The following is a 12,119-nucleotide window of genomic DNA, read 5'->3' as shown; positions in this document are numbered from 1 at the left end:
CCGACACCGAAGAACAACCCGCACAACGGAGTTACGGAGCACCTCACATGCATGACGACCGCAGCCTGGTCGAAGCCCGCCTCAAGCGTGTGCTCGACGAGCGCATACGACCCGCCGTGTACCCCGAGTCGGTACCACTGGAAGTGGCGGTGTGGCACGCGCCCGGCGAGCCCGTGCCGGTCGACGAAGGGCTGTCCGCCCCGGTCGAACCGATCGAGGCGGGCGCGCGGTGGGGTGCTCCGTGGGGCACCAGCTGGTTCCGGGTGACCGGAACCGTGCCCCGGGAGTGGGCCGGGAAGACCGTCGAGGCGATCCTCGACCTCGGCTTCGACGAGAACATGCCCGGCTTCCAGTGCGAGGGCCTCGTCTACCGGCCCGACGGCACACCGGTGAAGGGCCTCAACCCGCGCAACCAGTGGGTGCGGATCGGCGCCCCCGTCGAGGGTGGCGAGGAGGTGCGGCTGCACGTCGAGGCCGCGTCCAACCCCGTCATCCTCGACTACCACCCCTTCCGGCCCACGCAGTTGGGCGACAAGGAGACGGCGGGCAGCGAACCGCAGTACAAACTGGAGCGGATGGACCTGGCCGTCCTGGACGAGACGGTGTGGCAGCTGGTCATCGACCTGGAGGTGCTCGGCGAGCTGATGGCCGAGCTGCCGGTGGAGTCCGCGCGCCGCTGGGACATCCTGCGGGCGGTGGAGAAGGCCCTCGACGCCGTCGACCTGCAGAACGTGGGCGGCACGGCGGCCGCGGCCCGCTCGCACCTCGAAGGAGTGCTGGCCGCCCCCGCCGTCCCCTCCGCCCACCGCATCAGCGCGGTCGGCCACGCCCACATCGACTCGGCGTGGCTGTGGCCGCTGCGCGAGACCGTACGCAAGGTAGCCAGGACCACCTCCAACATGACCGCCCTGATCGAGGACGAGCCGGACTTCGTCTTCGCCATGTCGCAGGCCCAGCAGTGGGCCTGGGCGAAGGAGCACCGGCCCGAGGTGTGGGCGAAGGTGAAGAAGGCCGTGGCGGACGGGCGGTTCGTACCGGCCGGCGGCATGTGGGTCGAGTCGGACACCAACATGCCGGGCTCGGAGGCGATGGCCCGTCAGTTCGTGCACGGCAAGCGGTTCTTCCTCGACGAGTTCGGCGTCGAGAACGAGGAGGCGTGGCTGCCCGACACCTTCGGCTTCGCCGCCGGACTGCCGCAGATCATCAAGGCGGCGGGCTCCAAGTGGCTGCTCACGCAGAAGATCTCGTGGTCCCAGACCAACAAGTTCCCGCACCACACCTTCCAGTGGGAGGGCATCGACGGCACGCGGATCTTCACGCACTTCCCGCCCGTGGACACGTACAACTGCTCCATGAAGGGCAGCGAGATCGCCCACGCGGCGAAGAACTTCAAGGACAAGGGTGTCGCCCGGCACTCCCTCGCGCCGACCGGCTGGGGCGACGGAGGCGGCGGCACGACCCGCGAGATGGTCGCCAAGGCGGCCCGGCTGCGGGACCTCGAAGGTTCGGCGACCGTGGTCTGGGAGACGCCGGAGAAGTTCTTCGAGAAGGCGGAGGCCGAGTACCCCAACGCCCCCGTGTGGGTCGGTGAGCTGTACCTGGAGCTGCACCGCGCCACGCTCACCAGCCAGGCGAAGACCAAGCAGGGCAACCGCCGCAGCGAGCACCTCCTGCGCGAGGCCGAGCTGTGGGCGGCGACCGCGGCCGTCCGGACCGAATTCACCTACCCGTACGAGGAGTTGGACCGGCTCTGGAAGACGGTCCTGCTCCACCAGTTCCACGACATCCTGCCCGGCTCGTCCATCGCGTGGGTGCACCGGGAGGCCCGTAGGACGTACGAGGCCGTCGCCGAGGAGCTGAACGGCATCATCGGCGCCGCCCAGCGCGCGCTGGCCGGTGAGGGGACGACCGCCCTCGCCTTCAACTCGGCGCCGCACACTCGCGACGGGGTGCCCGCCGGCGGAGCGCGGACCCCGGCCGTCGGCGGCGAGTGCACGCTCGTGCCGCGCACGGACGGCGGTTATGTGATCGAGAACGGACGGCTGCGGATCGAGATCGACGAGCGCGGACTCGTGGTCTCCGCGTTCGACCTCGCCGCGGACCGCGAGACCCTCGCCCCCGGCAAGGCGGCCAACCTGCTCCAGATCCACCCCGACTTCCCCAACATGTGGGACGCCTGGGACGTCGACGAGTTCTACCGCAACACGGTCACCGACCTGGTCGACGCCGACGAGGTCGCCCCCGGCGACGACGGCGTCTCGGTCCGGATCGTACGGACCTTCGGGGCGTCGAAGGTCACGCAGGTGCTGTCGCTCGCGCCGGGGGAGTGGCGGCTCGACATCGGCACCGAGGTCGACTGGCACGAGACGGAGAAGTTTTTGAAGCTGGCCTTCCCGCTCGACGTGCACGCCGAGCGGTACGCGTCCGAGACGCAGTTCGGGCACTTCTTCCGGCCGACGCACACCAACACGTCATGGGAGGCCGCCAAGTTCGAGGCCTGCAACCACCGGTTCGTCCACATGGAGGAGCCCGGCTGGGGCGTCGCGGTCGTCAACGACTCGACGTACGGCCATGACGTGACGCGGGCGGTGCGCGACGACGGTGGTACGACCACCACGGTCCGTGTCTCGCTGCTGCGCGCCCCGCGGTTCCCCGACCCCGAGACCGACCAGGGCGTCCACCGCTTCCGGCACGCGCTGGTGCCCGGTGCCGGGATCGGCGACGCGGTGCGCGAGGGCTGGCGGATCAACCTGCCCGAGCGGAAGGTCGTCGGCGGGGCCTCCGAGGTCGCGCCCCTGGTGACCGTCGCCCAGGACGCCGTCGTCGTCACCGCGGTGAAGCTCGCCGACGACGGCAGCGGTGACGTGATCGTCCGCTTCCACGAGTCGCGCGGCGGCCGCAGCCGGGCCACCCTCACGGCGGGCTTCGAGGTCGAGTCCGTCACGGTGACGGACCTGCTGGAACGGCCGCTGGCCGACGCGGTCGCCCCGGAGCGGGACGGCAGCCGACTCACCCTGAAACTCCGCCCGTTCGAACTGGTGACGCTGCGACTCAAGCGTGGCTGAGGTTTCTTGTTGGCCGCGGGTGCGCTGTGGTTGCTCGCGCAGTTCCCCGCGCCCCTAAAGGCGAAAGACCGGGGCGCAGCCCCGTTTTTCAGGGGCGCGGGGAACTGCGCGACCAGCCCCCACCGGCCCGCAGACACCCCTCGACCGCCCCTCGACCCGACTTCGGACCCGGTTCAAGCCCTCAAGGCTGGAGCTGGGTCCGAAGCCATTGCTCAACCTCACCCACATGCGCCGCCGCAGCGGCCCGCGCGGCCTCCGGATCGCGGGCGACAAGCGCACGATGGATCGCCGCATGCTCCCGCCGAGTCCGCTCGAACGCACCCTCCTCCTGGTACCCGCGCCAGACCCGGGCGCGAAACGTCCGCGAGGACAACCCCTCCAGGATGGCCGCCATCGTGTCGTTGCCCGCGGCGACCCCGATGGCGCGGTGGAACGCCAGGTCGTGGGAGAGGATCTCCTCCGGGTCGTCCGTCGCGTTCATGGCCGTCAAGTGCTTCTCGACCTCGGCCAGTTGGTCGGGGGTGATCCGTGCCGCCGCGAGCGCCGTCGCCGTCGACTCCAGGATGCGCCGCACTTCGAGGAGCTCGACCAGCCCCGGCCCCCGGGAGAGGTCCGCGACCACGCCGAAGGTCTCCAGCAGGTCCCCGGCCTCCAGCTGAGTGACGTAGATCCCGGACCCGTGCCGGGCCTCCAGGACGCCCAGGACCGTGAGCGCCCGGATCGCCTCGCGCATCGAGCTGCGCGAGATGCCCAGCTGTGACGCCAGATCCCGTTCCGTCGGAAGCCGCGCGCCCGGCTCCAGACGGCCCTCGCCGATCATCGCCTTGATCTGGTCGATGGCGCGCTGTGTCACGGTCCCCTTCTGCGGGGCGGCCGTCGTCCCCTGGGGCAGGCTCTCGTCCACGCCATGTCCTCCTGTTGCCGGGTGCGCCGCAGTCTAACCACTCAGGTGGTCGGACCACTACGTATGAAAACCAGGGAAAATTGCGGTCCGGGGGTGTTGTCAGGGGGAAGTGGTCTGATAAATATGCGTGGCACCTGCTCGATCACGCTCAACGAGGAGCCGATACATGGCCGGCAGAACTGTGCGGTACCGGAACGGTCGAAACACCTCACGGGCGATACGTGCGGCGGCCGTGGCCGCCTGCGCCACGCTCGTACTCGCGGCATGCGGCAGCACCAAGGACAACGTCGCGTCCAAGGGCGACGGCGGAGGCGACGGCAGCGGCAAGGTCGGGGTGATCCTGCCCCTGCTGACCTCGCCGTTCTGGCAGTCGTACAACGACTACGTACCCAAGATGGCGAAGACCGAGGACGTCGACGCCCTCAAGACCGTGAACTCCAACAGTGACCCGTCGCAGCAGATCACGGACATCAACAACCAGCTCAACCAGGGCGTGAAGGGCCTCGTCGTGGCGCCCCTGGACAGCGCCGCGATCTCCGCCGGCCTCGACCAGGCCGAGCGCAAGGGCGTGCCCGTGGTCGCCGTCGACGTGGCGCCCGAGAAGGGCAAGGTCGCGATGGTCGTACGCGCCAACAACGTCGCGTACGGGGAGAAGGCCTGCGAGTACCTCGGCAAGCAGATCCCCTCCGGCAAGGTCGTGCAGATCATGGGCGACCTGGCCTCGGTCAACGGCCGGGACCGCTCCGAGGCATTCCGGGCCTGCGTCAAGGAGAAGTTCCCGAAGCTGAAGGTCCTGGAGATCCCGGCCAAGTGGGAGTCCGACACGGCGGCCTCCAAGCTGGACACGCTCCTCAACGCCAACCCGGACATCAAGGGCATCTACATGCAGGCGGGCGGCGTCTATCTCGCGCCCACGCTGCAGACCCTGAAGTCCAAGGGGCTGCTGAAGACGGTCGGCGAGAAGGGCCACATCGCGATCGTCTCGAACGACGGCATCCCGCAGGAGTACGACGCCATCCGCAAGGGCCAGATCGACGCGACCGTCTCGCAGCCGGCCGACCTCTACGCCAAGTACGGCATGTACTACATCAAGGCGGCGATGGAGGGGAAGACCTTCAAGCCGGGCCCGACCGACCACGACTCCGAGATCGTCAAGCTGCCCAGCGGCATCCTTGAGGACCAGCTGCCCGCGCCGCTGGTGACCAAGGAGAATGTCGACGACCCCGAGCTGTGGGGCAACACGGTCAAATGAGCACACCACTCGTTGAGGCGCGGGGCATAGCCAAGCGGTACGGCCCCACGGTCGCCCTCGCCGACGGACAGCTGACCGTGCACGCGGGCGAGTCCCATGCCCTCGTCGGCCGCAACGGCGCGGGCAAGTCCACCCTCGTCACCGTACTCACCGGCCTCCAGGCCCCCGACGAGGGCACGGTCAGCTTCGACGGTGAGCCCGCGCCCGCCCTCACCGACCGGGACGCCTGGCGGCGCAAGGTGGCCTGCGTCTACCAGAAGCCCACCGTGGTCCCCGAGCTGACGGTCGCCGAGAACCTCTTCATCAACCGGCAGCCGCAGGGCCGCGGCGGCTTCATCAGCTGGCGCAGGCTGAGGACCGAGGCCGCCGAGGTCCTCGACACCTGGGACGTCCACGTCGACCCGGAGGCGCGGACCGCCGACCTCAAGGTCGAGGACCGCCAAATGGTGGAGATCGCCCGGGCGTTGAGCTTCGGCGCCCGGTTCATCGTCCTCGACGAACCGACCGCCCAGCTCGACAACCGGGAGATCGAGCGCCTCTTCACCCGGATGCGCGCGCTCCAGGAGTCCGGCGTCACGTTCCTGTTCATCTCGCACCACCTCCAGGAGGTGTACGAGGTGTGCCAGGCCGTGACGGTCCTGCGCGACGCCCGCTGGATCACCACGGCCCCGGTGGCCGAACTGCCGAGGGCGGCCCTGGTCGAGGCCATGGCCGGGGAGTCCATCGCCGCCGTGGAGGAGAAGGCCTCCCGCGGTGACGTGGACGCCGGCGCGCCCGTCGTCCTCGAAGCGCACGGGCTCACCTCGGAGTCGTACGAGAGCATCGACCTCACCGTGCGCGGTGGTGAGGTCGTGGGTCTGGCCGGATCCAGCGGCAGTGGCAAGATCGAGCTGGCCGAGTCCTTCGCGGGACTGCACACGCCGACCGCCGGGACCGCCCAACTGGATGGCAGGCAGCTGCCGTTCGGCGATGTGACCGCCGCTCTGCGCGCCGGTGTCGGCTGTGTGCCGCGCGACCGGCACGGACAGGGGCTCGTCTTCGGCATGACCGTCGGAGACAACGCCACCATGAGCGTCCTGGACCGCCTCGGCCGGTACGGCTTCGTCGGCACCGACCGCAAGCGGGGCTTCGCCGACGAGCTGATCGACCGCCTCGACATCCACACCCAGGGGCCCGATCAGCCCGTGTCCGACCTCTCCGGCGGCAACGCGCAGAAGGTCGTCATGGCCCGGGCCCTCGCATCCGATCCCCGGCTGCTGGTCCTGATCAACCCCACCGCGGGCGTCGACGTGAAGTCCAAGGAGTCCCTGCTCGCCCGCATGGACTCGGCCCGTGACGACGGCACCGCCGTCCTCGTCGTCTCCGACGAACTCGACGACCTGCGCCGCTGCGACCGCGTCCTCGTCCTCTTCCACGGCCGCGTCGTCGCCGAGCACCCGGCGGGCTGGCGCGACCACGAGCTGATCGCCTCCATCGAAGGAGTGGACCACCATGGCTGACACCAAGGCCCCGTCGGCCTCGGCCTCCACCCCCCTACGGCCACTCAAGAGCAAGGCCGACGCCAAGGCCGTACTCCTGCGCAGGGCACGCGAACTCGCCCTCGTACCGGCCCTGTTGCTGCTGCTGGTCCTCGGTGCGTTCGTCAACGACGCCTTCCTCACCGAGCAGAACCTGATCTCCATCCTGGGCGCCTCGGCGGCCCTGGCGATGGTGGTGCTCGCCGAGTCGCTCGTGCTCATCACCGGCAAGTTCGACCTGTCCCTTGAGTCGGTCGTCGGCATCGCGCCCGCCGTCGGAGCGCTGTTGCTGCTGCCCGCCGCACAGTCGGGCTGGGGCACCGAACTGCCCGCCGGAGTCGCCCTGCTCGCGATCCTCGTGGTGGGCGCGATCATCGGCGGATTCAACGGCATCCTCGTGGTGAAGCTCAAGCTCAACGCGTTCATCGTGACGCTCGCGATGCTGATCATCCTGCGCGGTCTGCTGGTCGGCGCCACCGAGGGCAAGACGCTGTTCGGGATGCCCGACGCCTTCTACACGCTGGCCACCACCACGTTCCTGACCGTGCCGATCTCGGTGTGGCTGGCGGCGGCGTCGTTCGGCGTCGCCGGGTTCTTCCTCAAGTACCACCGCCTGGGGCGGGCCCTGTACGCGATCGGCGGCAACGCGGACGCGGCCCGCGCGGCCGGTATCCGTGTGGAGCGCGTGATGCTCGGCGTGTTCGTCGTCGCCGGGACGCTCGCCGCGGTCGGCGGGCTGATGCAGACCGGCTACGTCGGTGCGATCAATGCCAACCAGGGTCAGAACATGATCTTCACGGTGTTCGCGGCGGCGGTCATCGGCGGTATCAGCCTCGACGGCGGCAAGGGCACGATGTTCGGTGCCCTTACGGGCGTCCTCCTTCTTGGGGTTGTGCAGAACTTGCTGACTCTTGCGCAGGTGCCGTCCTTCTGGATCCAGGCCATTTATGGGGGGATCATCCTGGTCGCGTTGATGATCGCTCGGGTGACCACCGGCCGGGCGCAGGACTGAGCGTGGTGTGCACCTGCGGGTGCGCTGTGGCTGGCCGCGCAGTTCCCCGCGCCCCTGAAGGGGCTCGATCGAAAGGTAATTTTGTGTCCTCATCTGCCGCCCGCATCACCGCGGTTGACACCTACGACATCCGTTTCCCCACCTCGCGTGAGCTTGACGGCTCCGACGCGATGAACCCGGATCCCGACTACTCGGCCGCGTACGTGGTGCTGCGTACCGACGCGGCCGACGGCCTGGAGGGGCACGGGTTCACCTTCACCATCGGGCGGGGCAACGATGTCCAGGTCGCCGCGATCGAGGCGCTGCGCCCGCACATTCTGGGCCGGCCGGTGGACGAACTGTGCGCGGATCCCGGCGCGTTGAGCCGGGACCTGATCGGGGACAGCCAACTGCGGTGGCTCGGGCCCGAGAAGGGCGTGATGCACATGGCGATCGGTGCCGTCGTCAACGCCGTCTGGGACCTGGCCGCCAAGCGCGCCGAGAAGCCGCTGTGGCAGCTGCTCGCCGACGCCACGCCCGAATGGCTCGTGTCCCAGGTGGACTTCCGCTACATCGCGGACGTCCTCACCCCCGAGGACGCCCTGAGCCTGCTGACCCGGGGCCGGGAGGGCGCGACGGAACGCGTCACGCTGCTCAAGGAGCGCGGCTTCCCCGGCTACACCACCTCGCCCGGCTGGCTCGGCTACTCCGACGAGAAGCTGACCCGGCTGGCCCGCCAGGCCGTCGCCGACGGCTTCACCCAGATCAAGCTGAAGGTCGGCGCGGACCTAGCCGACGACATCCGCCGCTGCCGCGTGGCCCGTTCCGTCGTCGGCCCCGACATCCGTGTCGCCATCGACGCCAACCAGCGCTGGAACGTCGACGAGGCCATCGAGTGGACCAAGGCACTCGCCGAGTTCGACCCGTACTGGATCGAGGAGCCCACCAGCCCCGACGACGTCCTCGGTCACGCCGCGATCCGCAAGTCGATAGCCCCGGTCAAGGTCGCCACCGGCGAGCACGTACAGAACCGGATCATCTTCAAGCAGCTGCTCCAGGCAGGTGCCATCGACGTCCTGCAGATCGACGCGGCCCGTGTCGGCGGCGTCAACGAGAATCTCGCGATCCTGCTCCTCGCGGCCAAGTTCGGCGTCCCCGTCTGCCCGCACGCCGGCGGCGTCGGCCTGTGCGAACTGGTCCAGCACCTCTCGATGTTCGACTACGTGGCACTGTCCGGAACGACCGAGGACCGCGTGATCGAATACGTCGATCATCTGCACGCCCACTTCCTCGACCCGGTGGTGATCAGAGAGGGTCACTACATGGCACCCACCTCACCGGGCTTCTCGGCGACCATGCGGCCGGAGTCCATCGCGGAGTTCACGTTCCCCGGCGGCACCTTCTGGGCCGCCGACCTCGACCGGCAGAAGGAGCAGGCGGCATGAGCGACTTCGAGGGCCTCAAGGCCCTGGTGACGGGTGGCGCCTCCGGCATCGGCCGGGCCACCGCGGAACTCCTCGCGTCCCGGGGCGCCCAGGTCGCCGTCCTCGACCTGGACCCCGCGAGCGTCGAGAAGCCCCTGCTCGGCTACCAGGCGGACGTCACCGACGACGACTCCGTACGCCGGGCCGTCGCCGCAGCGGTCGCCGACCTGGGCGGTCTCGACGTGCTGATCAACAACGCGGGCATCGGCGCCCAGGGCACCGTCGAGGACAACGACGACGAGGTCTGGCACCGCGTGCTGGACGTCAACGTCGTCGGTATGGTCCGCACCGCCCGGGCGGCCCTGCCGCATCTGCGGAAGTCCTCGCACGCGGCCATCGTGAACACCTGCTCCATCGCGGCCACCGCGGGCCTCCCGCAGCGCGCCCTGTACTCCGCGTCCAAGGGTGCCGTCCTGTCGCTGACCCTCGCCATGGCCGCCGACCATGTCCGCGAGGGCATCCGCGTCAACTGCGTGAACCCCGGCACCGTCGACACCCCCTGGGTCGGCCGCCTCCTCGACGCCGCGACGGACCCCGCCACCGAACGGGCCGCCCTGGAGGCGCGCCAGCCCACCGGCCGCCTCGTCACCGCGTCCGAAGTCGCGGGCGCCGTCGCCTACTTGGCGAGCCCGCTGTCCGGCGCCACCACCGGCACCGCACTCGCCGTCGACGGCGGCATGCAGGGGCTGCGACTGCGTCCGGCGGGCCAGTGAACGGGCCGGTGAGCGAGCCGGTGAACAGGCTCGGCCGCAGCGGCGTCGAGATCACCGCCCTCGCCCTCGGCGCGGCTGCCATCGGCAACCTCTTCACCGAGGTCCCCGACGAGCAGGCACAGGAGACCGTGGGCGCCGCCTGGGACGCGGGTGTCCGGTACTTCGACACCGCGCCCCACTACGGCATCGGCCTCTCCGAACGCCGCGTGGGCGAGGCCCTGAGCGAGCGTCCCCGTTCGGCGTACACGATCTCCACCAAGGTGGGCCGCCGTCTGGAGCCCAGCGACGCGGGCGGCGACGACCTCGCCAACGGCTTCGCCGTGCCCGCCACACATCGCCGCGTATGGGACTTCAGCGCGGACGGCGTACGCCGCAGCCTGGACGCCAGCCTGGAACGGCTCGGCCTCGACCGGGTGGACGTCGTCTACCTCCACGACCCGGACGACCACGCCGAACAGGCCTTCCGGGAGGGCTATCCGGCGCTGGAGAAGCTCCGCTCGGAGGGCGTGGTGGGCGCGATCGGCGCGGGCATGAACCAGGCCGAGCTGCTCACCCGCTTCATCCTCGACACCGACGTCGACGTGGTGCTGTGCGCCGGGCGCTACACCCTCCTCGACCAGAGCGCGCTGACCGAACTGCTGCCGGCCGCGCAGGAGCGCGGGACCTCGGTCGTGATCGGCGGCGCCTTCAACTCCGGTCTGCTGGCCGACCCGAGGCCGGGAGCGACCTTCAACTACACGGCCGCACCACCCGAGTTGCTGGACCGCGCCCTCGCCCTCAACGCCATGGCCGACCGGCACGGCACCACCCTGCGCGCCGCCGCCCTGGCCTTCTGCGCCGCCCATCCGGCCGTCGCCGGCGTCCTGGTGGGAGCCAAGTCGCCGCACGAAGTCCGCGACTGCGCCGAGCAGTTCGCGGCGCCCGTGCCCGCGGCCTTCTGGCAGGAGGTGCGGGACGCGGACCTCCTGCCGGCCGACGCCCCCGTACCCGGCGACACGGCGTCGAAGCCGAAGGAGCCGTCATGAGAGTGGCCCTGCACACCAAGGTCCGCGCGGACCGCACAGCCGAGTACGACGCCGCCCACCGCGAGGTCCCCGAGAAGCTCACCGACGCGATCCGCGCCGCCGGAGCCACCTCCTGGACGATCTGGCGCAGCGGCACCGACCTCTTCCACGTCCTGGAATGCGAGGACTACCCGCGACTCCTCGCCGAACTGGAGCAACTGCCCATCAACGTCGCCTGGCAGGCACGGATGGCGGAGCTCCTCGACGTGGTGCACGACTACTCGGCCGACGGCTCGCGGGCCGAGCTGCCGGTCGTATGGGAGCTGCCATGACCGTACGCACGGGCGCCGTCGACGCCCACCACCACGTCTGGGACCTCTCCGTACGGGACCAGGACTGGATCACCGGCCCCGAACTGGCGTCCCTCAGAAGGAACTTCACCGTCGAGGACCTGGAACCGGAGGCGCGTGCCGTCGGAGTCACCCGGACCGTCCTCGTGCAGACGGTCACGGTGGCGGAGGAGACACCGGAGTTCCTGGCCCTGGCGGCGGAGCACGACCTGATCGGCGGAGTCGTCGGCTGGACGGACCTCACCAGCCCGGATGTGGCCGACGAACTGGCCCGTCTGCGCGAACTGCCGGGCGGCCGGTACCTCAAGGGAATCCGCCATCAGGTCCAGGGCGAGCCGGACCCCGAATGGCTGCTGCGTGAGGACGTTCGCCGCGGACTGGCGGCGGTCGCCGAAGCGGGCCTGGTCTACGACCTGGTGGTTCTCCCGACTCAACTCCCGGCCTGCGCAAGGGCCGCGGAGCGCCACCCCGAACTCACCTTCGTCCTGGACCACTTGGGCAAACCCCCGATCGCCGCAGGCGAGTTCGAACCCTGGGCCACCGGCATCCACGCGCTGGCCGCCCTGCCGAACACCGTCTGCAAGCTCTCGGGAATGGTCACGGAGGCGGACCCGAAGGGCTGGAAGGTGGGCGACCTGACCCGCTACTCGGACACCGTGCTGGAAGCCTTCGGTCCCGGCCGGCTCATGTTCGGCTCCGACTGGCCGGTGTGCACCCTTGTCGCCCCGTTCGCCGAAGTGGCCGATATCGCGAGTCAGTTGACCGGGAGACTCAGCGAGAGCGAACAGGAGGAGATCTTCGCGGACACCGCCACCCGCGTCTACGGCCTCTGAAGCACA

10 protein-coding genes are annotated in these 12,119 nt (G+C 70.0%); 9 read left to right on the top strand and 1 reads right to left on the bottom strand.

What is annotated here, in order from left to right:
* The first annotated feature begins 47 nt into the window (after positions 1-47).
* Complete coding sequence (locus ACFWXQ_RS03200; RefSeq protein ID WP_383948937.1) at positions 48-3,065, top strand: alpha-mannosidase; 3,018 nt, start codon at positions 48-50, stop codon at positions 3,063-3,065.
* A gap of 181 nt (positions 3,066-3,246) precedes the next feature.
* On the opposite strand, the gene ACFWXQ_RS03195 is transcribed toward ACFWXQ_RS03200, so the two are convergent.
* Positions 3,247-3,969 carry a FadR/GntR family transcriptional regulator gene (locus tag ACFWXQ_RS03195; protein WP_383946294.1) on the bottom strand — a complete coding sequence of 241 codons (723 nt, stop codon included), beginning with the start codon at positions 3,967-3,969 and terminating at the stop codon, positions 3,247-3,249.
* 166 nt (positions 3,970-4,135) lie between these two features.
* On the opposite strand from ACFWXQ_RS03195, the gene ACFWXQ_RS03190 reads away from it, so the two are divergent.
* The 8 genes from ACFWXQ_RS03190 to ACFWXQ_RS03155 all read left to right on the top strand — a co-directional run bounded on the left by ACFWXQ_RS03190 (position 4,136) and on the right by ACFWXQ_RS03155 (position 12,113).
* Positions 4,136-5,221, top strand: coding sequence for a sugar ABC transporter substrate-binding protein (locus ACFWXQ_RS03190; protein WP_383946291.1), 1,086 nt, complete (start codon positions 4,136-4,138; stop codon positions 5,219-5,221).
* On the top strand, positions 5,218-6,720 hold the full coding sequence (locus ACFWXQ_RS03185) for a sugar ABC transporter ATP-binding protein (protein WP_383946288.1): 1,503 nt from the start codon (positions 5,218-5,220) through the stop codon (positions 6,718-6,720). The genes ACFWXQ_RS03190 and ACFWXQ_RS03185 overlap by 4 nt, the downstream gene beginning before the upstream one ends.
* The gene (locus ACFWXQ_RS03180) at positions 6,713-7,750 is read left to right on the top strand and encodes an ABC transporter permease (protein WP_307519318.1); all 1,038 of its coding nucleotides are present in this window, start codon (positions 6,713-6,715) and stop codon (positions 7,748-7,750) included. Before ACFWXQ_RS03185 ends, ACFWXQ_RS03180 begins: the two co-directional genes overlap by 8 nt.
* An 83-nt stretch (positions 7,751-7,833) precedes the next feature.
* Positions 7,834-9,174, top strand: coding sequence for an L-fuconate dehydratase (locus ACFWXQ_RS03175; protein ID WP_383946284.1), 1,341 nt, complete (start codon positions 7,834-7,836; stop codon positions 9,172-9,174).
* Positions 9,171-9,926 (top strand): SDR family NAD(P)-dependent oxidoreductase, encoded by a 756-nt coding sequence (locus ACFWXQ_RS03170; RefSeq protein ID WP_383946281.1) that lies wholly within the window; start codon positions 9,171-9,173, stop codon positions 9,924-9,926. The genes ACFWXQ_RS03175 and ACFWXQ_RS03170 overlap by 4 nt, the downstream gene beginning before the upstream one ends.
* A 20-nt stretch (positions 9,927-9,946) precedes the next feature.
* Positions 9,947-10,951 carry an aldo/keto reductase gene (locus tag ACFWXQ_RS03165; RefSeq protein WP_383946300.1) on the top strand — a complete coding sequence of 335 codons (1,005 nt, stop codon included), beginning with the start codon at positions 9,947-9,949 and terminating at the stop codon, positions 10,949-10,951.
* Complete coding sequence (locus ACFWXQ_RS03160; RefSeq protein ID WP_383946279.1) at positions 10,948-11,262, top strand: L-rhamnose mutarotase; 315 nt, start codon at positions 10,948-10,950, stop codon at positions 11,260-11,262. The genes ACFWXQ_RS03165 and ACFWXQ_RS03160 overlap by 4 nt, the downstream gene beginning before the upstream one ends.
* Positions 11,259-12,113: an amidohydrolase family protein gene (locus tag ACFWXQ_RS03155; protein ID WP_383946276.1), complete on the top strand. Its 855-nt coding sequence runs from the start codon at positions 11,259-11,261 to the stop codon at positions 12,111-12,113. Before ACFWXQ_RS03160 ends, ACFWXQ_RS03155 begins: the two co-directional genes overlap by 4 nt.
* The last annotated feature ends 6 nt before the right edge of the window (positions 12,114-12,119 follow it).

This window comes from Streptomyces sp. NPDC058697 (assembly GCF_042715345.1).
Taxonomy (GTDB): domain Bacteria; phylum Actinomycetota; class Actinomycetes; order Streptomycetales; family Streptomycetaceae; genus Streptomyces; species Streptomyces liliifuscus.
Note: the sequence above shows the minus strand (reverse complement) of the source record. Positions and strands in the feature narration are given on the sequence as shown.

Bases quoted from the DNA above. Each gene is read 5' to 3' on its own strand.
- ACFWXQ_RS03170 (WP_383946281.1), top strand. From the start codon at position 9,171: ATGAGCGACTTCGAGGGCCTCAAGGCCCTGGTGACGGGTGGCGCCTCC.
- ACFWXQ_RS03200 (WP_383948937.1), top strand. From the start codon at position 48: ATGCATGACGACCGCAGCCTGGTCGAAGCCCGCCTCAAGCGTGTGCTC.
- ACFWXQ_RS03190 (WP_383946291.1), top strand. From the start codon at position 4,136: ATGGCCGGCAGAACTGTGCGGTACCGGAACGGTCGAAACACCTCACGG.
- ACFWXQ_RS03185 (WP_383946288.1), top strand. From the start codon at position 5,218: ATGAGCACACCACTCGTTGAGGCGCGGGGCATAGCCAAGCGGTACGGC.
- ACFWXQ_RS03160 (WP_383946279.1), top strand. From the start codon at position 10,948: ATGAGAGTGGCCCTGCACACCAAGGTCCGCGCGGACCGCACAGCCGAG.
- ACFWXQ_RS03155 (WP_383946276.1), top strand. From the start codon at position 11,259: ATGACCGTACGCACGGGCGCCGTCGACGCCCACCACCACGTCTGGGAC.
- ACFWXQ_RS03180 (WP_307519318.1), top strand. From the start codon at position 6,713: ATGGCTGACACCAAGGCCCCGTCGGCCTCGGCCTCCACCCCCCTACGG.